Genomic DNA, 26,664 nt, shown 5'->3' on the forward strand with positions numbered 1-26,664 from the left:
CTTCGATGGCACATAGCCAGAAGAATTGCTCAAGGACGATACTGAAAAGGCAACTGATGCTTAGAAATAGGCGTATGGGCGTACAAGTATCCTGGATATCGTAGATATCAAGCGGTTTGGGTGCTGTCGCGCTGAGTGTTGCCGTATTCCAATCGCAGATCTGCGCCCCAGCTGATATTCGGCATGGTCGTTTTGCCCGTTTAGCCTGACCTGTAAAACAATCGGCAGACTCGTGCTAGATCTGCGATGGCGAAGATGACACATCGTGCTTAGGATGGGCTTCGCGTGACACGTCTGAGCAATGCGGATCATGATGGGAGACGAGCATGTCTGGCTCGGCCTCGGACGGCGAGCAGATCGGCGCGGCAGTCAAGCGACTCCGCCGGCAACGCAATCTCACCCAGGAGGCGCTGGCCGATCGGGTCGGCTGCTCGCGCAGTCTGATTCAACAGATCGAGAACGGCAGACGCGTTCCACCCCGCTCCCAGCGCGAAAAGCTGAGTGCGGCCCTGGGCGAACGCCTGCCCGGCCTCGACGACGAGACCGAGGCCGAGCGTGTCATCAGCGACCTGCGTATCCGCTTCGAGATCCTCTCGACCGAGAAGCCCGACCTGGCCGCCCGCGTCCTCGCGCTCGCCCAGAGCCTGTCCAACCTCGACGACATGGGTGAGCAACTCGTGCCGCTCCGGGAGATCGCCGAGCGCCAGCTGGTCCGGGCCGAGGAGGTCTTGGTGCAGATTCCCTCGGGCAGTGTCGTTGTGCCGGAATGGAATACGGTCCTGGACTGGCTGACGGTGCTGGATCGCGCGCAACAGCGGATCTGCGCGATCCACACCGCCGAACTGGGCGCGATCGGCGGCGACGTCGGCGTCGAATATCACCGGGCGATCCTCGCCAAAGCCCGAGCCGGTGTGTCGGTGCAGCGTGTCTATGTGCTGGACGACGTGGTGAACGTGACGCCCTATGAGGACAAGCTCTGGCAACAGGTCAAGGCGAACGTGGAAACCACCCTGGTGAACCGGGAGTTCGCTCCCAACGCACAGGGCATGCTCATCGTCGACGACAGTTACGTGCTGGCGGGCGACTACGATTTCCGCCGTCGCGAGCGTGACTCCAGCCGGTTCTCCTCACTCTGGCACGATGTCCAGACCGCCCACCGCAAGTTCAAGCACCTCCGCGATCTCAGGGCGGACGGAATGGCGCTCGTCGTCAACGATCTCGTGGAGCGGACGGGACTGATTCGGTTCGAGCACCTGGACCAGGAGGACTGCCGCGACCGTTTCCGTGCGGCCCTGCGTCAGGCGTGGAGCGACGGGCAGCCCGGATCTGAAGGCGCGCCCAGATGAGCCGAGGGTTCGCGGTGTCGCCGCCGCTGGACCCGGTCGACGTGGCGGACCGTTCCGACCAGCGCAAGCATCTCGCGCGGAACTACCTCGACAGCGAGAGCCGGTTCGCCGGGACGAACGGCCGGATCTATCGCGGGATCATCGACGCGTATCACGGTGAAACCGGGCTGCCCATGGACCGGAACGCCACGGCGGCCCTGAATTCCGCATGGGCCGAGGTGATGGCCGGTCATGGCGCGGCGGGCGGCGGAAATCTCACCGACGGCCGGGACGGGTCGCCCTACGCCAAGAAGCAACCGGCGGTCCTGCGCAGGTTGGCTGCCGAGCGGCTGTTCGCGCGGATATCGCAACCGATCGACGGAATGCCGGGAGTCGATATCGATCCCGGCGAGGTGATCGTCAGCCCCTACTCGAGCACCGTCCTGCTGGAGGAGGCGATCGCCACGCTGGCTCGGCCCGGTGGCGTCCTGGTCTGCCCGGAGGGCTACTACAAGAGCGTGGCCGGGCACATCGCCAAGTTCCGCATGCGGATGGCGACCAGCAGTGTGACCCCGGGCAGCGACTTCCGGATCGACCCGGTATCGCTGGAGCGAACCCTGAAACACCATGCGGCGCAGGGAAACCTGTGCGGCGTTTTGCTGACCCTGCCCGGCAACCCGGTGGTCGCCGACTACACCGTCGAGCAGCTGGTCGAGATCGGCCGGGTGCTCGTCGCCGCCGATGTGCCGGTGATCTGCGATATGTCGTTCGACCTACTCGTCGAGGGGCACATCCCGATTGCGTCGATCGTCGTCCCGACGGCCGATGGCCCGGTCCGACTGTATGACCGGGTCCTCAGCATCACCGGTAATTCCAAGGCGTTCAACGCCTTCGGGCCGTGCAAGCTGGGTGCGGCCTGTTCGGGCGACCAGCAGTGGCTGGCCCGGGTACGCGAGCGACTACGTGTCGCCTTCCAGCGTGAGACCACGCATCTGGCCCGTGCCACGATCGAGGGCACCTCGGACGGCTACCTGATCCGGAACCGCGTGCTGCTGCGGGACCGGATGGATTCCGCGCGTCGGCTGGTGGCCGGGATCAATGCTGGATTCGGCACCGAACTGCTGCGGCCGCTGGGCAGCCGGGACGGCATGTTCCTCACGATCGAATTCGATGCCGGGGTGATGTCGGCGGCGGCGGTGCGATCCAGCGCGGACCTGGAGGACCTGCTGCTGATGGCGGCCGGCATCGACTGCGTGGCGCTGGACCGCACCGGATCGCATCGAATGGGCGTGCGGCTCAATGTGACAACGCCCCGGCGCGCCACCGGTGAGGTGGGTCCGGATCTGGTCGTCGAGTTGTTCGACCGCATCGAGCGGCTGCTCCAGCGGATCGACGCCGGCATGACGTATTCCGGCGCCCTGCTGGAACGACGGATTCCGGCTCGGTCCCCGCGGGTCTCCACCGTCGGCGTGCTGCGCGAAACCGCCGCCCACGAACTGCGTGTCGCCTCCACACCGGATGATGTGACGGCGCTGGTCCGCAGCGGGCTGAAGGTGGTGGTGGAGCAGGATGCCGGGCGGTGGGCCCGGTTCGACGACGCCGACTATCGGGCCGCCGGCGCCTCGGTGGTGCCGGGACCCGAGTGCGTCTTCGCCGTCGCCGACCTGGTCGCCTGGGTCAAACCGCCTGCCTACGACCTGGATACGATGCCGACCCGGACCGGGCAGCTACTACTCGGATTCCAGGATCCGGTGAAGCGCCGCCGGTCCATTCACCGGCTGAGCCAATACGGGGTGGAGTCGGTGGGCTTCGAGCACATGCCACCGGATCTCGAGACGGCTCACCTCGATCCGCTGACCGCCATGAGCCGGATCGCCGGTGAGGTGGCCTACCGCGAGGGGCGTGAGCGCCTACGCGAGCAGGATCCGGATTGTGCGGTGCGTGCGCTGATCATCGGCTGTGGGCAGGCCGGGCTCGCCGCCATCGACGCCGCGGTTCGCTGTGGTGACGCGTCACCGGCGGCCATCGGTCGCCGAGCCGAGCAGCGCGCCACCGCGTCGGCCCGGGGCGCGAATCGCTTTCTTCTCGATCCCGATCCGGACCGGGTCGCGGACTACATCCGTTCCGTCCGTCCGAATCTGGTGGTGTGTGCGGCCGGACGGCGCGGGACGGCGGCACCGGTGCTGCTGGACCGGGCGGGTCTGGCGGCGTTGCCGAACGGTGCCGTGGTGGTCGATCTGACGGCCAAGTCGGGCGGCAACTGCGTGGTGACCCGCGTGGACGCCACGGTGACGCTGGCCAACAACGTCACCGTGATGCATCGCTCGAACTTCCCGTCCGCGCGTCCGGACGTCGCGAGTCGTGCGTACGGTGCGGCCGCGGCCACCGCGATCCTGGGGTACAGCGCGGCCCCCAGGTCAGATGGAAGAGATGTCGTCCCAAGCTTTTTCGAGGGCGGTGCGGAACAGGGTGCGGCAATCGCCGGTGTCGAGATGAGCGAACTGTGATCTGCGCGCTGACGCTGGCGGGCAGTCGCTGAGGCGGCGTGGATCGGTCAGTCTGCGGTGAACGTCATGCCGGTGAACCGGGTCCAGCACTGCCGGAGATAGAACTCCATGTCGATGGACGGGTCGATGAGCCAGCGCGATTGCAGGCCGTCGGCCAGGGCCATGAACGCGGTGGCCATCACCTCGGCGTCGACGGACTCCGGGATGCCGCCCGCCCGCTGGATGCCGCGGATGAGCTCGGCGAAGCCGGCGGTGCCGAGTTCGTAGTGCAGGCGCATGTACTCGTGGGCGGGGTGGTTCGGATCGGCGGCGGCCGCCTGCATGTGGGTGAACAGCTCGATGAGGCCGGGCACCTGGGTGTTACGGCGAATGAGCTGGATGAGCGCCTCGGGCGTGGGGTCGCCCATGGCGGCCACGTCGATCTCGTCGCGTTTGCGCAGGACCGCGACGAACAGCTCCTCCTTGGAGCCGAAGTAGTGCAGCAGCCCGCTCTGGCTCAGGCCGACCGCCTCGGCCAGCTCGGCCACCGAGGTGGCCAGGAATCCGCGCTCGGCAATGGTGTGCAGCGCGGCCTCCAGGATCTGCTCCCGCCGTTCGATGCCTTTCCCGTAGGGGCCTCGTTTCGCCATCGGTCGAGTTTAAGCGGACTCTGAGAGTTGCTTGTCCACCAAAACCGAGCGCTGTACGGTTTTGCCCATGCGATTCCGCCTCCGCAACCTCGCCCCGGTCGTCCTGGCCGCCGCCGCCCTCACCGCGAGTGCGGCCCCGGCCTTCGCCCGGCCGGAACCGCCCGCGCGGATCGCGCCGCTCGGCCCGGATTTCCTGTGGGGCGTGGCGGCCTCGGGATTCCAGTCCGAAGGGCATGCGCCGGACAGCAATTGGTCCCGCTACGCCGCCTCCGGGAAAACCGACGACCCGTACGGGGATTCGATCGACTTCGCCGACCGCTACGGGTCCGATATCGAGCTGGCGAGACAGCTGGGCGTGAAGGTGTACCGGATCGGCATCGAATGGGCGCGGGTTCAGCCCCGGCCGGGCGTGTGGGACGAGGACGGACTTCGCTTCTACGACAGGGTGATCGGGGCCATCGAGGCGGCGGGCATGCGGCCCATGCTGACCCTCGACCACTGGGTGTACCCGGGCTGGGAGGCGGATCGGGGCGGCTGGAATCAGCCGGGGATGGTCGACGACTGGCTGGCCAACGCGCGCACCATCGTGGACCGCTACGCGGCGGGCAATCCGCTCTGGGTCACGTTCAACGAGCCGGCCATGTACATGATCAACGAGGTCCGGATGGGCTCGCTGCCGGTGACCGCGGTGCCGATCATGCAGGACCGGATCGCGCAGGCGCACAACGCCATCTACGACTACATCCACCAGGTGCAGCCGGACGCGCTGGTCACCAGCAATGTCGCCTACCTCCCGTCGGCGGAGGACGCGGTGAACGGCCCGCTCATCGGCAAGATCGCCGCCAAGCTGGACTACATCGGAATCGACTACTACTACGGCCTGTCCCCGGATGCTCTGCGTTCGGCGAACATCAGCCAGCTCTGGCACAACCCGCTGCAGGCCGACGGCATCTACTATGCGCTGGAACACTATTCGCACGCCTTCCCGGGTAAGCCGCTCTATATCGTCGAGAACGGCATGCCCACGGAGAACGGCAAGCCGCGCGACGACGGGTACACCCGGGCGGACGACCTGCGCGACACCGTCTACTGGGTGCAGCGCGCCAAAGCCGACGGCATGAACGTGATCGGCTACAACTACTGGAGCCTCACCGACAACTACGAGTGGGGTTCCTACACACCGCGATTCGGCCTCTACACGGTGGACGTCCGGACCGACCCCACCCTCACCCGCCGCCCCACCGACGCGGTCCCGGCCTACACCGAGATCACCCGCTCGGGCGGCGTCCCCGCCGACTACCGCCCGACCCGCGAGCCCAAGACCTGCTCGCTGGTCGACGCCCCCGCCAGCTGCACCGATCCGGTGACGCTGCCCCGCTGACCACCCGGCGGCTCGCCGGATCGGCCGTGCGACATCGTGTCAGGTGCTTCCCCCTGACCGGCCCGACCCGCGCATCGGGTGTCGACCCATCGGTCCGATCCGGCGATGCCCCGCATGCCGCCCGCTGACCCGGACATCGGTGTCAGCGGGCGGTTTTCGGGTTCAGCGCAGTGCGGGGACGACCTCGCGCTCGAAGAGCTCCAGTCCGGAGGTGTCGTAGGCGGTCTCCGGGAAGTAGTGGATGGAGTAGCCCAGCCCGAGATCCCTGACGCGCGAGAGCCGTTCGACGATCTGCTCGGGGGTGCCGACGGCGGGGGAGTCACGGAAGAGATCCTTCACGTGCTGGGCCGCGCCCTCGGCCCCGACGAAGGGGGTCAGGCGGGCCTCCAGCTGGGACAGGCGGTCCTGCACCTCGGCCTCGGTCGCGCCGACGAGGGTATTGAAGTTGGAGCTCCGGGTGATGGCGTCGAATTCCGTTCCGACCGCGGCACAGTGGGCGCGCAGCAGGTCCGACTTCTGGGTGAAGGTCTCCGGATCGCCCGCGAAATTGGTGTACTGGGCGTACTTCGCCGCGATCCGGAGCGTCACCTTCTCGCCGCCGCCCGCGATCCAGATCGGAATTCCGCCCTCCTGCAGGGGAAGCGGGCGCACGATCGCGCCGTCGACCTGGTAGTGCTTGCCGTCGAGAGTGGCCTTGCCGGTGGTCCACGCCTGCTTGAAGATCTGCACGCCCTCGTCCAGGCGGCCCAATCGCACACCGGCGGAGGGGAATCCGTAACCGTAGGCGCGCCATTCGTGCTCGTACCACCCACCGCCGATGCCCATTTCCACCCGGCCGCCCGAGATGAGATCCACGGTGGCGGCGACCTTGGCCAGGTAGGCGGGGTCCCGGTAGCTCATGGCGGTGCACATCTGCCCCAGCCGGATACGCGTGGTGCTGGCCGCCAGCGCGGACATGAGCGACCACGCCTCGTGGGTGGCCTCCTCGGTGGGGACCGGCACGGTGTGGAAGTGGTCGTACACCCACAGTGACTCCCAGACGTCCCCCGAATCCGCGCGCTGCGCCAGGTCCCGCATCACTCCCCACTGCGCGGCGGGATCGATACCGACCAGGTCGAGCCGCCAGCCCTGCGGGATGAAGATGCCGAAACGCACTAGATATCTCCTCTGTTCGAATCCGGTGTGGTCACCTCGGCCGGGCCGAGCACCTTGCGCAATGCCGTTGCGACGGTCTCGAGTTCGGCCGGATCCAGTCTGCCCCCGAAGCGCTGCTCGATGCCGGTCAGATAATGCGGCGCGGCCTCACGGAAGCGGCGGCGGCCCGCATCGGTAATGCTCACGAACGCCGAGCGGCCGTCGTCCGGATTGGATTCACGCCGAACCAAACCGTCCGACTCCATCTCGGTCACCAGGCGGCTGACCCGGGTGCGGCTCAGCACCACCCGCTCACCCAGGTCGCTCATTCGGAGCCGGTGTGGCCCATCGAGTTCCAGCAGCACGTCGTACCAGCTCAGCGGCAGTCCGGTGGCGCGGCGCAGGGCGGCGTCGAGCTCGGGCACGAGTTTCGCGTGGACCTGCAGCAGGGCGGCCCAGGCGTGGACGGCCGGATGGGATCGGGAGGCGGACACCGGCCCATCATAACCAGTTGCGTGCGCGCGCACGTAAGTAGTAGCGTGCACACGCACATATTCTCGGAAAGGAACTTCCATGACCGCACTCATCACACGCGACGAACTCGTGCAGGAGATCGAGGCCGGTTCGGTCATCGTGCTCGACGCCCTCGGCGGCAAGTACTACGCCAAGGCCCACCTCCCCGGCGCGCTCGCGCTGGTCGAGTCCGAGGTGGAAAGCCGCGCGCCGCACCTGCTTCCGGATCGCGACGCGGCCATCGTCACCTATTGCTCCAACGCCGCCTGCCCCAACAGCCAGAACGTGGCCACCCGGCTGGAGCGGCTGGGCTACACCAATGTCCGCAAGTACCGCGACGGCATCCAGGATTGGACCGAGGCGGGTCTGCCCGTCGAAAGCTGATCGCGCACAACGGCACTCGGCCGCCCCCCGTCGCGATGCGCGGCGGGGAGCGGCAGATTGTCCCAGACGCGCTACGATGCCCCGGTTAGTTCGATCTCCGACGGAGGGGGCTCACCGGTGAGCACGATCCAACTGACCACACCCGACGGCGCCATCGACGCCTATGTCGCCACTCCGGCCGGACCCGGGCCCTGGCCCGGTGTCGTGGTGGTGCACGACATGGTGGGTGTCAACGACGACATGCGGACCATCGCCGGCCGCCTGGCCGACAACGGGTATCTCGCCATCGTTCCGAATCTTTTCGCGCGCGGCCGGGTTCGGTGCGTGCCGAGCGTGATCCGGGAACTGCTGTCCAATGGGAACGGCACCACCGTCCACGACATCCTCAGCGCCCGCGCCCATCTCATCGCCGATCCGAACTGCACCGGCCGGGTGGCTGTGGTCGGCTTCTGCCTGGGCGGCGGGTTCGCACTCCTGGCTGCCACCAAGGGTTTCGACGCCGCGGCCCCCTTCTACCCCTCCGGCCGCGGCAACTACCAGGACATCCTGCGCGGTTCCTGCCCCATCGTCGCCAGCTACGGCGCCCTCGACCCGGCCAATCCCGGCCGCGGCTCGAAACTCGAACGCGTCCTGACCGACTATGGCATCGACCACGATGTGAAGACCTACCCCGGCGTCACCCACGCCTTCGCCAACCTCACCCCGGCCGAACCGGTCATCCGGGTCACGGGCCTCGGCTACAACGAGGAAGCCACCGAGGACGCCTGGCGGCGCATCTTCGCCTTCTTCGAGACTCACCTGCGCTGACCGACGAGTACCGAGATCATTCAGCGGTTTCGTTTTCGTCCGGGATATCCATGAGTTCGTGCATTTCGACATCACCGGCGTCGACGGCGGCGATGGATTCCAGGAGTCGCCGAGCCATCGGGGGCGAGGACATCAGGCAGTCGGTTTCCGTCATCGCGCTGTCCTTCGGTCGCGGCTCTCTGCTCAGTCCCTGACGGTGATCGACAGGCGCGGGCGGGTGGGGTTGTCGGGGGAGACGCGTTCCCAGACGGCGTCGAGCATGGGGGCCAGTAGGAGTTCGCCGAATTGGCGGATCAGGACGGCGACAATCTGGGCGGATTCGGGTTTGTCGGTGGAGGCCAGGCCGGCCTCCCGCAGGCCGGCGACCTCGCTGCGGGTCAGGTCCACGAGGGCGTCCAGGAGATGGATGCGGGTTTCCGAGGGTTCCAGCAGGGAGCGGCGAATGTAGTTCACGACGGCCGGGTTGTCGTGCAGCATCCGGCGGACCGCTTCGTCGCGGGCCGACGCGACTTCGGCGTGCGTGCCGGTAGGGGGAATCGAGGCGACGGTCTGGGCGAAGTAGTCGACGACCAGCTTGTCGACCGCGTCGCGCAGGCCGTCCTTGGTCTTGAAATGGTGCTGGACGAGCCCGAGGGTGACGCCGGCCTCGGCGGCCACCGCGCGCAGCGAGACCCGGGAGTCGCCGTACTGGGCGAACAGGTCCATGGCGGCATTGCGGATGCGGGCCTTGGCGGTCAGGTCGTCATTGGTGGCTCGTGGATTCAGCATCGCCCCTCAACTCGTCGATTGCGTCCGCCGATTTTACGTCGACTAGTAGCGGTTCCCGGTCAGGCGCTGAGCTGGCGTTATGATTGACCGACTTACAATACAACTGTATCGTTCGCTGCATGGAGGAACCAACGATGCGGCGCGCTGGCGCCCGGGTGCGCCGGGCGGGAACCGGTGCGGGACAGCCGTATCGGGTGGCGCTGGAAGAGGCCGCGGCCCGCACGGGCGACGCGGTGCGGTACCGGCTCATGGGGGACGGGGCGGTGCCGGCGGAGCCTTCCCCGGCTACGCCGTCTACGAGTGCGCAGACGGCTACATCGCGCTGGGGGCGGTGGAGCCGCACTTCTTCCTGGGTGCGCTGGCGACCTTCGGGACCGACGGCACCCACGAGGCTTTCCGGAAGGCGTTCGCCGACAAGACCATTGCCGAGCTCGAAGCCATCGCCGCTCGGGAAGACCTGCCGCTCAACGGCATCCGACGCAACAACGGAGAGTGACACCGATGTCCGTACTGTTCCCCGACTACCGCCCCACCTGGGAGACGGACCAGCACCGCGAGCTGCGCAAGCACGCGGCGGAGTTCTTCCGCAAGGAGTCCGCGCCCAACCGCGAGCGCTGGACCAAGCAGCACATGGTCGATCGTGAGTTCTGGAACAAGGCCGGTGACGCCGGTCTGCTCGGGCTGGACCTGCCCGAGGAATTCGGCGGCGCGGGTGGCGATTTCGGCCTGCAGGCCGTGGTCCAGGAGGAGCTGGTCTACGCGCACGACAATGGCTTCGGCTTCTCGGTGCACTCGCCGATCGTGTCGCACTACGTCTACCACTACGGCAACGAGGAGCAGCGCCGGAAGTGGCTGCCGGGCATCATCAGCGGTGAGCTGGTGCTGGCCATCGCCATGACCGAGCCGGGCACCGGTTCGGACCTGCAGTCGGTGCGCACCACCGCCATCCGCGCGGGCGACCACTACGTCATCAACGGCTCGAAGACATTCATCTCCAATGGCACTCACTGCGATCTGCTGGTGATCGTGGCCAAGACCGACCCGTCCCAGGGTGCGGCCGGCGTCTCGCTCATCGTGGCCGAGACCAAGGATCTGCCGGGCTTCGAGCGCGGCCGGGTGCTGGAGAAGATGGGCCAGCACGCCCAGGACACCCGCGAGCTGTTCTTCTCCGACATGCGCGTCCCGGTCGCCAATCTGCTCGGCGCGCAGGAGGGTCTGGGCTTCTATCAACTGATGGAGCAGCTGGCCCGCGAGCGCCTGATCATCGCCAGCCTGTGCTCGGCCCTGGCCGAGGCGGCGGTGCTGGAGGCGCTGCGCTACTCCAAGGAGCGCGAGGCGTTCGGCCGCCCGATCGGCAAGTTCCAGCACAATGCCTTCACCCTGGCCGAGGTCAAGACCGAGGCGCTGGCCATCAAGACGCTGGTGGACTACGCGATTCAGCAGTACATCGACGGCAGGAACGATCCGTCGACCGCGTCCATGGCCAAGCTGTTCGCCGCCGAGACCGCCGACAAGGTGGTCGACAAGTGCCTGCAGCTGTTCGGCGGCTACGGCTACATGATGGAGTACCCGATCGCGAACATGTACACGGGTTCGCGCGTGAACCGCATCTACGGCGGCACCAGCGAGATCATGAAGGAGATCATCTCCCGCTCGCTGTGACGCGGAGGTGATACGACAGTGGCGGCGGCCCGAATTCGGGCCGCCACCACTGTTTTCCGGAGTTTCGTGCAGCTCGGGTCAAGCTGCGCGGGCGCGGCTCACGATGCCCAGGCAGAGCGCGCACCCGGCGGCGAGGACGCCGAACATGGCCGGGTAGCCGATGCCGGTGCTGTCGTGGCAGACCGCCATGACGGCCGGGACACCGAAGCCGAGGTAGCTGACCGCGTAGAACACCGCGGTCAGTCCCGCGAGGTCGTCGGGCCGGGCCATGCGCTCGATCTCGAGCAGGCCCGCGACCAGGCCGCTGCCGAAGCCCATACCCAATGCGATGGCGGTCAGCACGGTCAGCCACATGGTGAGGGTGGCGGAAGCCGCTGCGGCCAGCACCATTCCGGTGATCACCAGGCTCAGCGCCAGGACCGGCAGGCGCAGCGAGCCCGGCCGGTCGATGCGGCGGGCGACGGACTGGATGCCGAACCCGCAGCCCAGCGTGATGACCGTGATGAGGGCCGAGAAGGCGATGGGCGCGCCGTGGACCTTGGGCATCATGAGGGTCGGCATGATGGCGTAGGCCGCCGCCGACGAGGTGAACAGCCACAGGCACACCGGCAGCGCCACGGTGCGGAAGCGGTGGTGCGCGGCGGCGGGGACCTTCAGATCGTCCAGCAGCCGACCCGGATTCGCCTGCGGGGCAGTGGTTTCCGGGGTGCGGAACAGCAGCGCGGCCGCCAGCACGCACAGCGTCACATTGATCAGGTAGGCGAGGGTGTCCGGCCACGGCGCCCACTGGGCCAGCACTCCGGCCACGCCCGCGCCCACGCCGAAGCCGCCGGTGAGGCTCATGGCCGAGCGTCGCGCCCCGGTGCCCGAGGCGGTCTCGGCCGTGAACGGCGGCTGCGAGAGTTCCTTGAGCCAGCTGCTGCCCACCGCCATGGCCAGGCCCAGCGCGATGCCACACAGCACGCGTCCGGCGGAAAGCATGGGGACGGAAGCGGATCCGAAGGCCAGCAGGGTCGAGCCGGTGGCCGCGATGAAGGGCGCGGGCCGCATGAGCGGGCGGCGGCCGTAGCGGTCGGAGAGCGGGCCGCCGATGAGCAGCGCGGGGACGATGCCCAGCACGTATTCGAACAGCAGCAGATCCACGGTGGTGACGGGCAGCCCGTCCCGCTTGTACATGACCAGCAGCGGCGTGAATTCATTGCCGCCCCAGGCGATCGCGAAGATCGCCGCGGCCACGCCGAGCCACGCCCTGGGATGGGTGCCGATACCGGTGGTGCGGGTGCCGACGGCTGTCAGCGTCGCCATCACAGTCCTCTCAGGGTCACGCCGTGCACGTCGGTGAGGTGCTCGGCGAGTGCTTCGGCGAAACCGGCGGCGTCGGCGGCTTCGATCAGATCGGCGAGCCGGGTGTGCTGCTCGATGATCCGGTGCGGATGGGTCTCGCCCCGGTGCAGTGCAACGCTGTTCATCCGGCGCTGGCGCTCGCGCAGCGAGTCGTAGAAGCCGATGAGCAGTGGATTGTCGGCGGCCACCACGTACTCGCGATGGAAATCGGCGTCCACGATGGCGAATTCGTCGAGGTCGCCCGCGCCGGCGAGTTCGCCCTGGCGGTCCAGGGATTCGCGCAGCCGGGGGATCAGCCCCGCGCGGGCGATGCGGGTGAGTGCGTCCACCGCGCCGGTTTCCACGATGTAGCGGGCATGGATCACATGCTCGGCCTCGCGCGAGGGCACCGGCACCACCAGCGCACCGCGCTTGGGGTAGAGCCGCATCCAGCCCTCGGTCTCGAGCCGGAGGAAGGCCTCGCGGACCGGAGTGCGGGAGGTGCCCAGCTCCCCGGCCATCTCGTTCTCGCTGACCAGCTCCCCGCCCGGCAGGTCGCCGCTCAGGATGCGTTCCTTGATTTCGCGGTAGGCCCGCTCGGCGGCGGAGAAGGTCTTGGACACAACTTGCATACTAGGGGTGCCATGGGATGATTTGCCCGAATGTGGCGGGCTTCACCCGTGGGCTGAAAGAGTTGCGCCACAACCCTCTCACCCATAATGATTCACGTTGTTGGCAATACGTCAGTAAGTTGCCCTATTTCCGGGACGAGGAGGTCCGCATGGGGAACGATGCCCCGCCGCTGAACGAGGTCGTGAACGGTGGTCTGGAGTTCACGATTCCGATCGCGCACAAGATGGGGGTGCGTGCCGACGAGGTGCGCCCCGGTTTCGCCGCCACCACGGTGCCGGTCGAGGGCAATGGCAATCACTTCGGCGTCATGTACGCCGGCGTGCTGTTCACCGTCGCGGAGATCCTGGGCGGCGCGCTCGCCATCGCCAGCTTCGACACCACCAAGTACTTCCCCCTGGTGAAGGATCTGCACATCTTCTTCCGCAAGCCCGCCGCCACCGATGTGCGCGCCGAGGCCACGCTGTCGGAGGCGGAGATCGCGCGCATCACCGAGGAGGTCGAGGCCAAGGGCAAGGCCGACTTCACCCTCGAGGCCGTGGTGACCGATGCCAATGGCGTGGTGGTGGCCGAGACCAAGGGTCTGTACCAGTTGCGCGCCCACGGCAAGTGAGCCGGAACGACCGAGCCCCGGAGGACAAACTCCGGGGCTCGGTCGTTCTCGCGGGCGTGTCAGGCGATGATGATCCAGCCCTTGCAGCCGGTGCCGGCGCTGCCCGGCCACTCCGAGCCGGAGACCTCGAAGGGGATGACCCCGGGCATCGGGGTGCCCAGGTCGATCCGGGTGGTCTGGGCGCCGTAGGTGTCGGGCAGCGGGGTGCGCTGCCCGTTCATGTCGATCTTGGCGTCGTCGGTGAAGTTGCTGGAGGTGGTGATCTCCAGCGTGGTCGGCGTGAACGAGTGGGCCAGCAGGGTGGTCTGGGCGCAGCGGCCCTTGGAGTAGTCGAGCGTGATCTGCTGCGGGGCCGCGTCGGCGGACGCGGGGGCGGCGAAGGCGCCGGAGGCGGCGCAGGCGAGCGTGGCCAGGGCGATGCGGCGGAGGTACACGGTCTTCACGAACAGAACCCCTTTTCCTGTGGTCACGACGGTGAATCCCCCCGATCGACGACGATCATGCCGTGACCGACCCGCCGGCACGCGGCGGACGCGCGGAAGAATCCGCGCGGATCAGCGGATGCGCAGCGGCAGGTTGCGGTGACGGCGCACGAAGATACTCGGAAACCTCTGCGGCGGGGCGTCTTCGACGAGGGTGAATCCGGTGGTGCGGTCCAGCAGCGCGGTCAGGGCCGTGGTGGCCTCCAGTTTGGCCAGCGCCGAGCCGATGCAGAAGTGGATGCCGCGCCCGAAGGCGAGATTGTTGGCCCCGCTGCGGCGGTCCAGGTCGATGGCGTCGGGATGCTCGAAGCGGGCCGGATCCCGATTGGCCGCACCCCACAGCAGCAGCACGTGGCTGCCCGCGGGAATCTCGGTGCCGCCCAGGGCGGTATCGGAGGTGACGTGCCGATGATGGCCGCGGAAGGGTGATTCCAGCCGCAGCGCCTCGTCGAGGAACGCGGGCAGCAGCGCGGGTTCGCGGCGCAGCTCGTCCTGGAGTTCGGGGCGGGTGGCGAGCAGGCGCGCGGCGTTGGCGATCAGCCCGGCCGTGGATTCGCCGCCCGCGCCGACGAGTTGGACCAGGATCAGCACCGCCACCGCCTCGGTGATGTCGCCGGCCGTGCAGGCGCGGGCCAGTACGCCGAGCAGGTCGTCGCCCGGATCCTGTCGGGCAGCGGCGAACCTGGTGTGCAGATGGGCGGCCAGCTCGGTGGCAGCGGTGACCAGCTGTCCGAAGCGTTCGGCCTCGACGACTCCGCCCAGCATCTCGGTGCTGTCGTAGGCCCACGTGAGCAGGTGTGGCACATCCGCATCCGGCAGCCCGATGATGTCGGCGACCAGCGCCAGCGGCAGCCGGTCGGCCATGCCGGTCGCCCAGTCGATGCGATCGTCGTGCAGCTGCTCGGCCCACAACCGGTCCACCAGCTCGGCGGCGGTGGGTCCGAGCCCGCGAATCCGCTTGGCCAGCAAGGGCTGGACCAGTTTCCGCTGTGCCTGGTGGCTGGGATCGTCCTCGGTGGCCAGCACGTGGATGGCCTGGCCGCCGCCGTCCATGTCGAAGGTGGCGGGCGGCCGACCCTCCTGCCGCAGCAGCGCGCCGGTGAGGTGCGAGGAGAACTCGGCGGGCCGATTCACCGCCTCGGTCACCAGATCCCACGAGGTCACCAGGTAGAAGTCGGTGCCCGGGATGCGGTACACCGGCGATTCCTCGCGCAGTCGCCGGTACAGCGGATAGGGATCGTCGAGGTGCGCGGGGTCGAACAGGTCGAGGGCGTGGGGTGAGGTCCGGGTCATGCGCCCACGGTTTCCGGCCCTGTACGGACTGTCAACGGCCGTCTCGCCGTGAGACGGCCGCCGCGCGGTGACCCACTCGTATGCAGGGGTTTTGCGCGCGTCTCGAGACTCCGGGCCTCCGTACCGGACAGCCGATTAGTATCGAACGGTTACGCGATAACGCTGCTGGCCCAGGAGGCTCGGGTGATCGTGCGCGACCGGAAGAGGATGGGATGGGGAGCCGGGGCGGTGCTCTCGGTGGTCGCCCTGCTGGTGACGGTTCTCGCGGTGAACGGACCGGTGGCGCGGGCCCTGCCGGCTGCCCCCGACACCGTCGCCATCGACAGCGGCAGCCTGCACGGCGTGCTCGCCCCGGACTACCGGCTCTTCAATGGAATCCCTTACGCCGCACCGCCGGTGGGCGCGCTGCGCTGGCGGCCGCCCGCACCCGTGCCGCCGTGGCCGGGCGTCCGCGAGGCCCGCGACGCCGGGCCGAAATGCGCGCAGGCCACGGGCGCGGGCGGGCTGCGCTCGACCGATGAGGACTGCCTCTACCTGAACGTCTGGACGCCGCCCACCCTGCCCGCCGACGGCCGCAGGCTGCCGGTCATGGTGTGGATTCACGGCGGCGGCCTGCAGACGGGCACCGGAAGCATGTACGGCGCAGCGCCTCTGGTGTCGCAGCCCGATGGCGACAGCATCGTGGTCACCATCAACTACCGGCTCGGGACGTTCGGCTTCCTGGCCGCCTCGGCACTGGACGAGGGCGACGGCTCGGGGGACTACGGGCTGATGGATCAGCAGGCCGCGCTGCGCTGGGTGCAGCGCAATATCGCGGCGTTCGGCGGCGACCCGAGCCGGGTGACGGTGGATGGTGAATCGGCAGGCGGGGTTTCGATCTGCGCGCAGCTGGCCACGCCCTCCTCGGCCGGGCTGTTCCACGCGGCCATGATGCAGAGCGGACTGTGCGCCGGGCAGGCCCTCGCCGCCGCCGAGGCCGAGGGTGATGCCTGGGCGTCCGGAGCCGGATGCCCGGGAGCGGACGCGGCCTGTCTGCGCAGTCTTCCGGCAGACGTGCTCGTCGATCGCGCACCCGAGTCGGCGAATGTGGTGTACGGCAACGACTATCTCCCGCGCGATCCCATTGCCGTGCTGAAAGCCGGTGGGATGAACCATGTTCCGACCTTCATCGGCTCCAACCATGACGAGATGGCGCTGTGGGTGTGGATGGATTACGGCATCCCGCTCGGTGCCAGGATGACCGCCGCGGACTATCCCACCCTGCTCGCTACCCGGTTGGGCGGCATGGACCAGGCGCAGGTCGATCGGATCATGGCGGAGTACCCCCTCGGCGACTACGCGCAGCCCACGCTGGCGCTCGTCCGGGCCTGGACCGACAAGTTCGTCTGCGGGATGGCCGACCAGCTCGGCGACTTCGGCCGCCAGAATCCCACCTACGTCTACGAATTCGACGACCGGACCGCCCTGGCCCCGCCCAGCACCTTCCCGATGGGCGCCTACCACGCCGCGGAACTCCCCTCCCTCTTCGACCTCGTGCAGGCCGGCCCGCTCCTGCACGTCGCCATGACCCCCGGCCAGCAGCGCCTGCAGGACGAAATGCGCCGCTACTGGACCCGCTTCATCACCGCGGGCACCGCGGATCCGCAAGGATTGCCCGCCATCCCGCAATACACCACGGCCGCACCGTCATTCCTCTCCTTCCGTCCCGGCGGCAACCAGTTCTCCGATGCCTTCTACGCCGACCACCGCTGCGAGTTCTGGAGCGACCTGGTGCGGTAGGCGGGGCGCCGATGGAAGGCGGCTCAGTGGCGACCGCCGGCCGAGGTCGGGCGGCCCGGCGCCTGGGAGGTGGCCGAGGTGTGCGGACCGGTGGCGGGCGTGTGGTCGAAAGCGACGACCACCCCACCGAGGACCGCCAGCACCGCGGCGGCGACGGCAGCCGCCCACAGGGCGGGCCTGGACGTCCGGCGTCCCGGCTGTGATCGGTCGTCGTCGGCGTCTCCGGGTCGGGGCGGCGGCGAGGTCGGGAGTCGTTTCGCCACCATCGGCTTCGGCTGGGGTGCAGCGGATCTCGGCTGTGGCACGGATGCGCGCTCGGGTGATGGTGCGGCGGCCGCGGCCGATATGCCCGGCGGCAGGACGCGTGCCGCGGAGTCGGGGCGGGGACGGGCACGCAGCGTGCGGGCGGCGAGCAGGGTGGCGCCGCGGATCACGGTGTGTGCCGGATCGGTGGCGGTGATGATCTGGACTTCTGTTGCAGCGGAGAGGTTCTCGGTGAGGAGCGGAATCGCCGAGCTGCCACCGGTGAGGACGATGCAGTCGACGGCGTGGCCGGTTCGGAGCGCGCTGTCGAGTGATTGCGTGATGCGCTGTACCGCCTGCCATACCAGATCGGCGATCACGGACTCCAGCTCCGATCGCACGATGCGCAGATTGTCGCGGATGCCGGGCAGATTCACCTCCATGGTGGCGGAGACATTGCTCGACAGCTGATGTTTGGCGCGCGTGACTCCGGTGCGCAGCTCGCGCAGCGCGGCCCAATTGCGGCGATCGGCGGGATCGAATCCGGGGTGCGCGGCGGCCACCTGGTCCAGCACGTGCGCCACGAACAGGGAATCCACCAGGTCACCACCGAATTCGTGGCAGTGGACGGCCTGATCGACTCGGAGGCTGTCACCGATCGCCGTCACCACGGCCACGTCCATACCCGACTTGCCGACATTGCACAGCAGCAGTGTGGCTTCCGGATCCATCTCGCCGGACGCCCGCAGCGCGGCGACGGCGGACTCGGCCTCGCTGACGAGTGTTGCGTGAGTATGATTCTGCGCCAATGACTCTCGGAGCTCGCGCACGGCCTGCTCGGTCCACGTCGCCGGGTGCGCGACGACGGCGGTGCATCCCGGCTCGAGCAGCAGGGCGATCGCGGTGGCGACCAGTTGGGCCCCGGTCCGGGCGGTGCCGTCGCCCGCGACCACGGGAATCGGATCACCCACCCGTGTGGTGAAATCCCGGAATTCGCACTTCGAGTCGGAATGCGCGTAGGTGCCGGCCAGCGTGCCGAGTACCGGGCGGTCGGCGGATTCGAAACGAATTACGGCGGGAATTCGGGCACTCCGCCGGTTACTGTTCGAGGCGCGCACGAATGCGTCGGATCCGATGACTATGCCCAGCGCCTCTGCCATGCTGCGGCTCCATTCCGTCGTCGGGGATATTCGCTCGTGCGAAAACAGTAGGAACCCGAACTGGTAACCCGCTGTGTACCGGCTGTGCGTGCGCTGTCCGGATGCTCAGGGCCACTTGCCTCGAATCCACAGCCCGCTCCGAGCGTTCTCCCAGATCAGAGTCATAGCCTCCTCTTCAACTGACCACGAGGAACGCCCCCACGGTATCGAGAGGAAAAGGCAATGGCTGTCGACGCGGAGTCAAACGGTTCGGCCCAGATCGGACCGATCGGCATGGGAATCAGCGGTGACGTATTCCACGAATCGCCGGCCGTGGAATTCGGAAACATCGGTGAATCATCGGCGTCGAGTGAGGTGAACATCTCACTCGACCATTCCGAGGCCATCGGCCCGGGCTTCGACGTGCAATCCATCGACCAGTCGGAATCGGTCGCGCAGAGCGCGAGTTTCGACATCGGCCCGCACGGCAGTGATGTCGGAATTGCGAACACGGACCTCGCCGATCACCAGCCCCACGCCTTCCAGGACCAAACCGCCTTCGCCGAACATGAGAGCTTCAGCGAAAACCAGAGTTTCGGTGAGCGTGAGCAGTTCCAGGGGCGTGAGGGTTTCGGTGAGCGTGAGCAGTTCCAGGGGCGCGAGGGTTTTGGCGAACGCGAGCAGTTCAGGGGGCACGAGGGCTTCGGTGAGCGCGATGGAATCGGTGCGCGTGAGGGTTCTGGCTGGGGCGAAAACCACAGTGCCCGACCGGTATTCGACGACCATGCCCGCTTCGACGACCGGGAGCGTTTCGACGACCGTGCGACGTTGAGCGATCACGCGCGTATGGATGTCAGCGAGCGGTTCGACCAGCGCGAGCACTTCGATGTCCGCGACGGTCTCCACACCCGCGGCGAATTCGGCGAGCACAGCAACTTCGACGCACGTGCTGATTTCGGTGAGCGTGGTGATTTCGGCAACCACCGTGATTTCGGCAACCACCGTGATTTTGGGGACCACCGTGATTTCGGGGAGCGCGGTGACTTCGGCCGCCCAGCCTTCGGCAACCCCGCAAATACTCGTGGCGACCTCGGATCCCACGACCACGACCGATCCGGCGACAACGACGGCTTCGGTGACCACCCCGGCCACGGCCGGCCCGCCAACTGGGGAGGCCACCCGAACCCCGGCGGCCCCGACCACCAAGGCGACGGCCGACCAGGTGAGCCCGATCGCGCCTACGATCATGGCCGCCCCGGTGAGCATGGTGGTCCCGGTGAGCACGGTGGGCCGGGTCTGCGTGGCGGCTCGGATGGGCATGGGGCTTCCGGTGACCATGGCCAGCCTGGTTGGCGTGGTGGCTCGGGTGAACATGGTGGTCCCGGTGAACATGGCGGGCCGGGTCTGCATGGTGGTCCGGATGGGCATGGTGGTTCTGGTGACGATGGGCGGCCTGGTTGGCGTGGTGGCTCGGGTGAGCACGGTGCTTCCGGTGGACATGGTGGGCCCGGTGGGTCGGGTCAGCAGGGCGGACCTGGTGATCATGGGCAGCCTGGTTGGCGAGGTGGTCCCAGTGAGCAGGGTGGATCTGGCGAGCATGGCGGGTCGGGGCTGCGTGGTGGCTCGGATGGGCATGGGGGTTCCGGTGAGCATGGGCAGCATGGTGGGCCTGGTGGGACGGGACAGGCTGGGGCGCACGGGGGTTCAGATGGGCACCGTGGTGTGAGCGGGCACGGGGATGTTGGCGGGCATGTGGCCGGTGGGGGCGGGACGGGTGCGTCTGCGGGGGTTGGGGCGCATGCCGGGGACGGGGCGCATCATCCGGATCAGGGGCAGCGGGGTGCGGGAACGGCGGGGGAGCGGTTCGGGGGGAATGGGGTTGGCGGGGGTGAGGGGAACGCGGGCGGTGGTTTGCAGGAGCGGAGTGGACTGTCGGTTGGAGCTTCGGGGGCGAGTGGCGGCGGCGTTTCCGGTGAGTTGGGTGCATCGCACGGAGCGGGGTTGTCGTCGTCGTTGTCGTCGGGGGGCTCGCTCGGGGCGTCCGGGGTGGGTGGCAGCGTCGGTGGGTTCAATTCCTCCGGTGTGAGCGGTCTGCATGCGGGGCAGGGGATTTCGGCTGGTATGGGCTCCACGGCGGCCGTGTCGAATGCCGCTGTGCCGGGCGCGGCCGTGTCGGGTGCGGCGGTGGCGAATGCGGTGGCGCCGGTGGCGGTGACGCCGGTGTCGACGGCCGTGCCGTCCAATGCCGCGGCACAGCCCATTTCGGACACGCTGTCGAAGGCGGCCGCGGTGCCGACGCCGGGCGCGGTGGCGAATTCCTTCGCGCTGACCAGCGCCTCGGTGCACCCGGCGGCCACCGCGCCGGCCGCCGATCTGGGCGCCGTCGGGAGCTCTTCGCTCGGGCAGACGGCAACCCCGGGCGCGGATGCGGCTGGGATCCCCGCCCATTCGACGATCCCGGCCACGCCCGGCGGCGCGCCTGCGCCGACCACGTCGGGAGGCGGGACCGGACAGGTCGGCGTGTCGGCCAATGGCGCTGGAACGGCGACGCCCCCGAGCACGCACCCCACCACCGGGGCGACCGCGCCCGGTGCTGATCTGGGCGGGAGCGCCACCGGAGGTGCGGATGCGCATGCCGGCGCCAACGCCGATGCGCTGCTGGCCGGCGGCGGGTCCACTCCCGCCCCCGCGCCCACGCCGGTGACGGCGGACTCCTCGCATGTGGCAACGACTTCCGTCGTACCGACCACCGCGCCCGCCACCCCCGCGCCCGCCGCCGTGACCACGGTGCCCGACCACACCGCGGTCACGACGACGCCGCATCCGGTCGACCTCACCGCGACGGATTCGGGGGCGGTCGATCACAGCGGGTTGTCGGCATCCGGGAGCGGGCTGTCGACGGGGTTGACCTCGGACCCCGGAACCTCGTTGTCGCACAGTGCCGTCGACACCTCGCACCCGACGACCACCGGCGACATGCACCACTGAAACACCGTGACCGGTCCGCCGCGCCCGCATCCGGCGCGGCGGACCAACCGGCAATCCTCCCATCGCATCGAAGGAGTAGGCAGTGACCGCGATCAGCACGGTCTTCGCGGCGAAGACCACTGCGGCGACCGACCCCATGACAGCGCTGCTGGACGAGCTGCGGTCGATGACCGACGGTCTCGGCCGGTCCGACCTGTCGAATCGCCTGATGTCGGCGCGGCAGCGGATCACCGACGCCCGCCTGCGCATCCTCGTGACGGGGGAGTCGAAGAAGGGCATCAGCTCGGTGGTCAACGCGCTCGTCGCGGCCGACGTCTGCCCGACCGGCGCCGCGCGGCCGGGGCGCGTCACACACCGGCCGATCGTCATCGAATTCGGTGAAACCCGGACCCGCCGGTCCGGTGGCCCGGGCGATCCGGACGAGGTCACCGTGCTCGCGTCACTGCTCGCCGACGGCGTCGTCCTGATCGACACCCCCGGCGTGACCGGAACCGATTCCCGGCAGGCCGCCGCCCTGCTCGAGTTGCTGCCCACCGTGGACGCGGTCCTGTTCGTCTCCGACGCCAGCCAGGAATACACCGCGCCGGAAATCCGCCTCCTGCAACAGATTCACCAGCTGTGCCCGATGGTCGCCTGCGTGATCAACAAGATCGACAGTTATGTGCGGTGGGCGGACATCCAGCAGGCGAACCGCAAACACCTCACCGATGCCGGCCTCGGCCTGCCGATTCTGCCCGTCTCCGCGAAGCTGCACATGATGTCGAGCCGGCTGGCCGATCCGGCTCTCGAGGTCGAATCCGGGATACCGCAACTGGCCGACTTCCTGCGCACCCATGTCGTCGCCCAGGCCGACGCGGTGGTTCGTGACTCGTTCGCCAATGACGTCCGCGTCGTCTCCGATCACGTTGCATTGACCCTGAACACCGAGATCGAGGCTCTGCAGGATCCCGCCCGCGGCGCGGAACTGGTGGACCGTATCCGGGTCGCCCGCACCGCCGCCGAGGCGCTCCGCAAGCGCACCGCCAACTGGCAGTACGCGCTCGGCGACGGCATCACCGAACTCACCGTCGCCGTCGACCACGACCTGCGAAACCGTCTGCGCGCCTTGATTCGTGAGACCGACGAGGAGATCGTGAAGTCCGATCCGGCCCGGCACTGGGATGCCTTCGCGACGCGGCTCGACGACCGGATCACCGAGCAGGTCAACGAGAATTTCCTGCTGGCGCACAAATTTTCGGCCGATCTTGCCACAAAGGTGGCCGAGAGATTCGCCGAAGAGGGCCGCACCCAGCGGCCGTCCCTGCCCGCCGCCGACGGGGGCATCCGCGCCGACCAGTGGGGTTCGCTGGAGGCATTGGAGAGCGGCAGAGCCGGCTTCGTCCAGCGCACCATCACCAGTGTGCGCGGCTCCTACGGCGGCGTGCTGATGGTCGGCCTGGCCACCAGCCTGCTCGGCCTGGCACTGGTCAACCCGTGGTCCATCGGCGCGGGCGTGCTGTTGGGCGCCAACACGTTCCGCGAGGACCACAGGTCACTGCAGGCGCGCCGGAAGGCGGAGGCCAAGGTGGCGGTCGCCAAGCTGATGGACGAGGTCGTCTTCCACGTCAACGACGAATCCAAGCAGCGGCTGCGCGAAGTACAGCGCATCTTGCGCGACCACTTCACCGCCCTGGCCGATGAATTGCTGCTGTCGGCCAACGAAGCCTTGATGGCGGCCCAGGAGGCCGCCACCCTGCACGACGGTCAGCGTGCCGAACGGATCCGGCGGCTGGGGGCCGCCGCCGAGCGGCTGCGCGAATTGCGGGTCCGGGCCGGGAATCTGGCCCTGACGCCGGGTGGCGCCTGATGGCCGGGCGGGAAATCACCGAGGCGCGGCAGCTGATCCGCGCGGCTCGTGGACAGGTCGATCCGAGGTCGAAGTGGGCGGGCGAACTGGCCGCCTGTGAACAGCGGCTGGACGAACCCTTGCGGGTGGCGTTGACGGGCACCCTGAAGTCCGGCAAATCAACCCTGCTCAATGCCCTGATCGGCGACGAGATCGCCCCGACCGACGCGACCGAGTGCACCCGGGTGGTCACCTGGTTCCAGCAGTCGGCCGCGCCTCGCATCGATCTCGTCACCCGCGGGCAGCACCGGCGGATACCGGTGCTGCGCACCGACGGTCGCCTCACCATGGACCTGGGCGTGGCCGCCGACGCCGTCGAACGCCTGACCGTGAGCTGGCCGTCCGCTCTGCTCGATGACTACACGCTCATCGACACCCCCGGCACCTCCTCGAACTCACGTGATGTCTCCGAACGCACGCTCGCCCTGCTGGCACCCGAGGAGGGGCCGTGCGAGGCCGATGCCGTGCTGTACCTCATGCGCGATCTGCGGGACGCGGATGTGCAACTGCTGCAATCCATTCACCATCGGATGACGCTGGGCGCCGGGCCGCTCGGCGTGCTCGGCGTCCTGTCGCGCGCCGATGAGATCGCCGGCGGCCACGGCGATTCGCTGGCCGACGCCCACCGGCTCAGCGCGACCCTCGCCGAGGCGCCGGAGCTGCGTGGCCTGCACCAGAGCTTCCTGCCGGTCTCCGGTCTGCTCGCCCTGCGCGGACAGACCCTGCGCCAGCACGAGTTCCAGGCTCTGCGCGCCCTGGCGTCGATACCGCAGCACGGGCTGGAGGCGGCCCTGGTCTCGGTCGCCCGTTTCGCCGCGCCCGAGACTCCGCTGCCCGTGCTCGCCGCCGACCGTCGTCGCCTGGCCGAGGCGTTCGGCCTGTTCGGTATTCGGCTGTCGGTCGCATTGATTCGTTCGGGCTGCCCCGATGCTCCCGCCCTGTCGGCGGAACTGATCCGCCGCGGTGGTCTCGGCGAGCTGCGCCGCACCCTCGAGATCCGGTTCGGCGAACGCAACGAACAGTTGCGCGCGCATTCCGCGCTCGCGCGGCTCGCGCACATACTGGCGCGCTATCGGACGGCCGGGACGGCGGAGCTGGCAGGCCGGGTATCGCGCTGTCTCGCCGACACCCACACGTTCACCGAACTGCGGTTGCTGTCGACCATTCGCTCGAATCGGCTCAGCGAGCCCGACCGCGCCCGTGCCGCCCGGGTACTGGGCGGGGAAGGCATTGCGGCGCACCGTCGTCTCGGGCTCGCTCCCGACGCGAGTCCGGCCAAGTGCCGCGGCGTCGCCCTGCAGGCCATCCGCCACTGGCGCAACCAGCTGGAGAATCCGCTGTTGGATCCCCGCACCGCCGCCACCTGCCGCGCGGCTGCCCGCAGCTGTGAAGCCATTGTGGCCGCGAACAATTGAGCACGGGCCGCGCGCGTCCGTGGCGCTGATCACGCGGTGCCGTGCAGGTACATTCGAGGCGTGACGCTCGGTAAGGGGGAGCCGCGGGCGGGGCTGGGGCGGGTGGGTCCCGAGCCGTCGGCGCGGTGGGCGGGATTGGCCGCGCGACTGCGGGCGGCGGTGCTGGACGCGCACGCCGAGGCGGTGCGCGCGATGGACTCCACGGAAGGCGCAGTGGCGCCGGGGAATCGGGACCTGATCGAACTACTCGCCCTGCAACGCCGGATCGCCGTGATCGCCGAACAGCTGGATGCGGATTCGGCAATCTCGTTCTCGCGCAGCGAGGTGGCTTCCGCCTCGCTGCGCGAGGACGATTGGGCATGGAGGTACCGCTCGCGGAGGGAAGGTAATGCGATGAGTGTCAGTTTGGCCAAAGGCGGCAATGTCTCGCTGTCGAAGCAGGCGCCGAATCTGACGAAGGTGGCCGTCGCCCTGGGGTGGGACGTGCGCAGCACCACCGGAGCCGATTTCGATCTCGATGCCAGTGCCCTCGCCTGCGGGCCGAATCAGCGTGTCGTCTCGGACGGGCATTTCGTGTTCTACAACAACCTGCGGTCCCCGGAGCTCACCATCGAGCACACCGGCGACAACCTCACCGGTGAGGGCGACGGCGACGACGAGGTGATCACCGTGGATCTGGCGGCCATGCCGCCGAGCATCACCAATATCTTCTTCCCCGTATCGATCTACGAGGCCGAGACCCGGCGCCAGGCCTTCGGACAGGTTCGCAATGCCTACATCCGGGTCGTGGACGCCGTCACCGGGTCGGAGCTGACCCGCTTCGACCTCACCGAGGACGCCTCGACCGAGACCGCCATGGTGTTCGGCGAGCTGTACCGGCACGGCGCCGAGTGGAAGTTCCGGGCCATCGGGCAGGGCTACGCCTCCGGATTGGCCGGTATCGCACGGGATTACGGGGTCAACGTCTAGAGGCGCACCGGGAGCGGCACCGGGCGCTTGGGCGCTCGCCGGTCACCGGAGGAGATGCCGCGCAGGCGGCGCATCACCCACGGCCCCAGCGCGGTTGCCGCCCACTGGAATTCGGCCGCGATCGAGCGCAGCGCCCCGTGCTCGGGCAGATCCGGGATCAGCGGACGGGTCCAGGCGTCGTTCGCGCCGGGCAGCCGCAGGGCCTCGGCCACGGCGTCGGCGATGCGCTGGTGCCCGAGCGGGCTGGCGTGCAGCCGGTCCGCGTCCCACAGGCGGGGATCGGTCACCACGGCATGGTGGCCGGTCTCGGCCACCAGGACCCCGTGCCGCTGGGCCGCCGACCGCAGCCGGTCGTTGATCGCCGCGATCCGGCCGCGAATCGGCCGGGCCAGCGGAATCGTCTCGGCCACATCGGGAAAGGTCAGCGTCGCCACCACCGCGCCGGTGGCGGTGAGCGCGGCGAACATGGCCTCGACGTGCCCGGCGATCTCGTCCGGGTCGAAGTTCGGGCGCAGCAGATCGTTCATGCCGGCCAGCACGGTGGCCAGATCCGGGCGCAGCGCCAGCGCCGCGTCCAGCTGGTCGTCGCGGATCTGGTGGGCCAGCTTGCCGCGCACCGCCAGATTGGCATAGCGCAGTTCGGGATTGGTGAGGGCGAGACGCTCGGCCAGCCGGTCCGCCCACCCGCGCAGGCCGGTCAGGTCGTCGCCGTCGCCCACGCCCTCGGTCTGACTGTCGCCCAGGGCGACGTATCGGGTGAAGCTGCCATCGGTCATGGCGGATCGGCCTTTCGGT

25 protein-coding genes and 1 pseudogene are annotated in these 26,664 nt (G+C 68.7%); 14 read left to right on the forward strand and 12 right to left on the reverse strand.

Translation table 11 applies throughout. From position 1 onward, the window contains the following. The first annotated feature begins 326 nt into the window (after positions 1-326). Positions 327-1,346 carry a helix-turn-helix domain-containing protein gene (locus tag ACWEQQ_RS24030; RefSeq protein WP_452342543.1) on the forward strand — a complete coding sequence of 340 codons (1,020 nt, stop codon included), beginning with the start codon at positions 327-329 and terminating at the stop codon, positions 1,344-1,346. Further along, on the forward strand, positions 1,343-3,832 hold the full coding sequence (locus ACWEQQ_RS24035) for an aminotransferase class I/II-fold pyridoxal phosphate-dependent enzyme (RefSeq protein ID WP_452349761.1): 2,490 nt from the start codon (positions 1,343-1,345) through the stop codon (positions 3,830-3,832). Before ACWEQQ_RS24030 ends, ACWEQQ_RS24035 begins: the two co-directional genes overlap by 4 nt. Before the next feature lie 47 nt (positions 3,833-3,879). On the opposite strand, the gene ACWEQQ_RS24040 is transcribed toward ACWEQQ_RS24035, so the two are convergent. After that, positions 3,880-4,461, reverse strand: coding sequence for a TetR/AcrR family transcriptional regulator (locus ACWEQQ_RS24040; RefSeq protein ID WP_452342545.1), 582 nt, complete (start codon positions 4,459-4,461; stop codon positions 3,880-3,882). Positions 4,462-4,528: 67 nt separating this feature from the next. On the opposite strand from ACWEQQ_RS24040, the gene ACWEQQ_RS24045 reads away from it, so the two are divergent. Beyond that, positions 4,529-5,842: a family 1 glycosylhydrolase gene (locus ACWEQQ_RS24045; protein ID WP_452349762.1), complete on the forward strand. Its 1,314-nt coding sequence runs from the start codon at positions 4,529-4,531 to the stop codon at positions 5,840-5,842. Positions 5,843-6,004: 162 nt separating this feature from the next. Here the strand turns inward: ACWEQQ_RS24045 and ACWEQQ_RS24050 are convergent, their stop codons facing one another. Together ACWEQQ_RS24050 and ACWEQQ_RS24055 are read right to left on the reverse strand one after the other, a co-directional pair. Beyond that, entirely contained in the window at positions 6,005-6,997 is a 993-nt protein-coding gene (locus ACWEQQ_RS24050) for an LLM class F420-dependent oxidoreductase (protein ID WP_452349763.1), read from the reverse strand. Then, a complete protein-coding gene (locus ACWEQQ_RS24055) occupies positions 6,997-7,470 on the reverse strand; it encodes a MarR family winged helix-turn-helix transcriptional regulator (RefSeq protein ID WP_452349764.1) in 474 nt (157 codons plus the stop codon). Before ACWEQQ_RS24055 ends, ACWEQQ_RS24050 begins: the two co-directional genes overlap by 1 nt. A 79-nt stretch (positions 7,471-7,549) precedes the next feature. On the opposite strand from ACWEQQ_RS24055, the gene ACWEQQ_RS24060 reads away from it, so the two are divergent. Both ACWEQQ_RS24060 and ACWEQQ_RS24065 read left to right on the forward strand, forming a co-directional pair. Further along, positions 7,550-7,873, forward strand: a complete 324-nt coding sequence (locus ACWEQQ_RS24060; protein ID WP_452349765.1) for a rhodanese-like domain-containing protein — start codon at positions 7,550-7,552, stop codon at positions 7,871-7,873. A 117-nt stretch (positions 7,874-7,990) separates the two neighbouring features. After that, positions 7,991-8,680: a dienelactone hydrolase family protein gene (locus ACWEQQ_RS24065; RefSeq protein ID WP_452349766.1), complete on the forward strand. Its 690-nt coding sequence runs from the start codon at positions 7,991-7,993 to the stop codon at positions 8,678-8,680. Between the two features lie 16 nt (positions 8,681-8,696). On the opposite strand, the gene ACWEQQ_RS24070 is transcribed toward ACWEQQ_RS24065, so the two are convergent. Continuing rightward, positions 8,697-8,834 (reverse strand): hypothetical protein, encoded by a 138-nt coding sequence (locus ACWEQQ_RS24070; protein ID WP_452349767.1) that lies wholly within the window; start codon positions 8,832-8,834, stop codon positions 8,697-8,699. 29 nt (positions 8,835-8,863) lie between these two features. Further along, positions 8,864-9,448, reverse strand: coding sequence for a TetR/AcrR family transcriptional regulator (locus ACWEQQ_RS24075; RefSeq protein WP_354841517.1), 585 nt, complete (start codon positions 9,446-9,448; stop codon positions 8,864-8,866). A 161-nt stretch (positions 9,449-9,609) separates the two neighbouring features. Between ACWEQQ_RS24075 and ACWEQQ_RS24080 the strand changes: the two are divergent. Next, a pseudogene (locus ACWEQQ_RS24080) lies at positions 9,610-9,944 on the forward strand (CoA transferase); the annotation flags it as partial. A gap of 5 nt (positions 9,945-9,949) precedes the next feature. Further along, positions 9,950-11,110, forward strand: a complete 1,161-nt coding sequence (locus ACWEQQ_RS24085) for an acyl-CoA dehydrogenase family protein (protein WP_452342552.1) — start codon at positions 9,950-9,952, stop codon at positions 11,108-11,110. A 78-nt stretch (positions 11,111-11,188) separates the two neighbouring features. Here the strand turns inward: ACWEQQ_RS24085 and ACWEQQ_RS24090 are convergent, their stop codons facing one another. Both ACWEQQ_RS24090 and ACWEQQ_RS24095 read right to left on the reverse strand, forming a co-directional pair. Further along, entirely contained in the window at positions 11,189-12,415 is a 1,227-nt protein-coding gene (locus tag ACWEQQ_RS24090) for an MFS transporter (RefSeq protein WP_452349768.1), read from the reverse strand. After that, positions 12,415-13,065 (reverse strand): GntR family transcriptional regulator, encoded by a 651-nt coding sequence (locus ACWEQQ_RS24095; RefSeq protein WP_452342885.1) that lies wholly within the window; start codon positions 13,063-13,065, stop codon positions 12,415-12,417. The genes ACWEQQ_RS24090 and ACWEQQ_RS24095 overlap by 1 nt, the downstream gene beginning before the upstream one ends. Before the next feature lie 149 nt (positions 13,066-13,214). Here ACWEQQ_RS24095 and ACWEQQ_RS24100 point away from each other — a divergent pair, with 149 nt between their 5' ends. Then, positions 13,215-13,676 carry a PaaI family thioesterase gene (locus ACWEQQ_RS24100; protein WP_452349769.1) on the forward strand — a complete coding sequence of 154 codons (462 nt, stop codon included), beginning with the start codon at positions 13,215-13,217 and terminating at the stop codon, positions 13,674-13,676. A gap of 59 nt (positions 13,677-13,735) precedes the next feature. Here ACWEQQ_RS24100 and ACWEQQ_RS24105 read toward each other — a convergent pair whose 3' ends face one another. Further along, a complete protein-coding gene (locus tag ACWEQQ_RS24105; protein WP_452349770.1) occupies positions 13,736-14,146 on the reverse strand; it encodes a hypothetical protein in 411 nt (136 codons plus the stop codon). An 84-nt stretch (positions 14,147-14,230) separates the two neighbouring features. Then, positions 14,231-15,451, reverse strand: coding sequence for a cytochrome P450 (locus ACWEQQ_RS24110; protein WP_452349771.1), 1,221 nt, complete (start codon positions 15,449-15,451; stop codon positions 14,231-14,233). 183 nt (positions 15,452-15,634) lie between these two features. Here ACWEQQ_RS24110 and ACWEQQ_RS24115 point away from each other — a divergent pair, with 183 nt between their 5' ends. After that, entirely contained in the window at positions 15,635-17,230 is a 1,596-nt protein-coding gene (locus ACWEQQ_RS24115) for a carboxylesterase/lipase family protein (protein ID WP_452349772.1), read from the forward strand. A gap of 23 nt (positions 17,231-17,253) precedes the next feature. Here ACWEQQ_RS24115 and ACWEQQ_RS24120 read toward each other — a convergent pair whose 3' ends face one another. After that, positions 17,254-18,633 (reverse strand): Hsp70 family protein, encoded by a 1,380-nt coding sequence (locus ACWEQQ_RS24120; protein ID WP_452349773.1) that lies wholly within the window; start codon positions 18,631-18,633, stop codon positions 17,254-17,256. Between the two features lie 363 nt (positions 18,634-18,996). After that, positions 18,997-19,764 carry a hypothetical protein gene (locus tag ACWEQQ_RS24125; RefSeq protein WP_452349774.1) on the reverse strand — a complete coding sequence of 256 codons (768 nt, stop codon included), beginning with the start codon at positions 19,762-19,764 and terminating at the stop codon, positions 18,997-18,999. Here ACWEQQ_RS24125 and ACWEQQ_RS24130 point away from each other — a divergent pair. The 5 genes from ACWEQQ_RS24130 to ACWEQQ_RS24150 all read left to right on the forward strand — a co-directional run bounded on the left by ACWEQQ_RS24130 (position 19,748) and on the right by ACWEQQ_RS24150 (position 25,869). Then, complete coding sequence (locus tag ACWEQQ_RS24130) at positions 19,748-20,338, forward strand: hypothetical protein (RefSeq protein ID WP_452349775.1); 591 nt, start codon at positions 19,748-19,750, stop codon at positions 20,336-20,338. The two genes, ACWEQQ_RS24125 and ACWEQQ_RS24130, sit on opposite strands and share 17 nt — an antisense overlap. A 356-nt stretch (positions 20,339-20,694) precedes the next feature. Beyond that, positions 20,695-21,600, forward strand: coding sequence for a hypothetical protein (locus ACWEQQ_RS24135; protein WP_452349776.1), 906 nt, complete (start codon positions 20,695-20,697; stop codon positions 21,598-21,600). An 82-nt stretch (positions 21,601-21,682) separates the two neighbouring features. Then, positions 21,683-23,446, forward strand: a complete 1,764-nt coding sequence (locus tag ACWEQQ_RS24140) for a dynamin family protein (protein WP_452349777.1) — start codon at positions 21,683-21,685, stop codon at positions 23,444-23,446. Continuing rightward, positions 23,446-24,900 (forward strand): dynamin family protein, encoded by a 1,455-nt coding sequence (locus ACWEQQ_RS24145; protein WP_452349778.1) that lies wholly within the window; start codon positions 23,446-23,448, stop codon positions 24,898-24,900. The genes ACWEQQ_RS24140 and ACWEQQ_RS24145 overlap by 1 nt, the downstream gene beginning before the upstream one ends. A gap of 393 nt (positions 24,901-25,293) precedes the next feature. Continuing rightward, the gene (locus ACWEQQ_RS24150; RefSeq protein WP_452349845.1) at positions 25,294-25,869 is read left to right on the forward strand and encodes a TerD family protein; all 576 of its coding nucleotides are present in this window, start codon (positions 25,294-25,296) and stop codon (positions 25,867-25,869) included. On the opposite strand, the gene ACWEQQ_RS24155 is transcribed toward ACWEQQ_RS24150, so the two are convergent. Further along, complete coding sequence (locus ACWEQQ_RS24155) at positions 25,866-26,645, reverse strand: SGNH/GDSL hydrolase family protein (RefSeq protein ID WP_452342894.1); 780 nt, start codon at positions 26,643-26,645, stop codon at positions 25,866-25,868. The genes ACWEQQ_RS24150 and ACWEQQ_RS24155 overlap by 4 nt on opposite strands. Positions 26,646-26,664 lie beyond the last annotated feature (19 nt).

The organism is Nocardia sp. NPDC004123 (assembly GCF_053603795.1).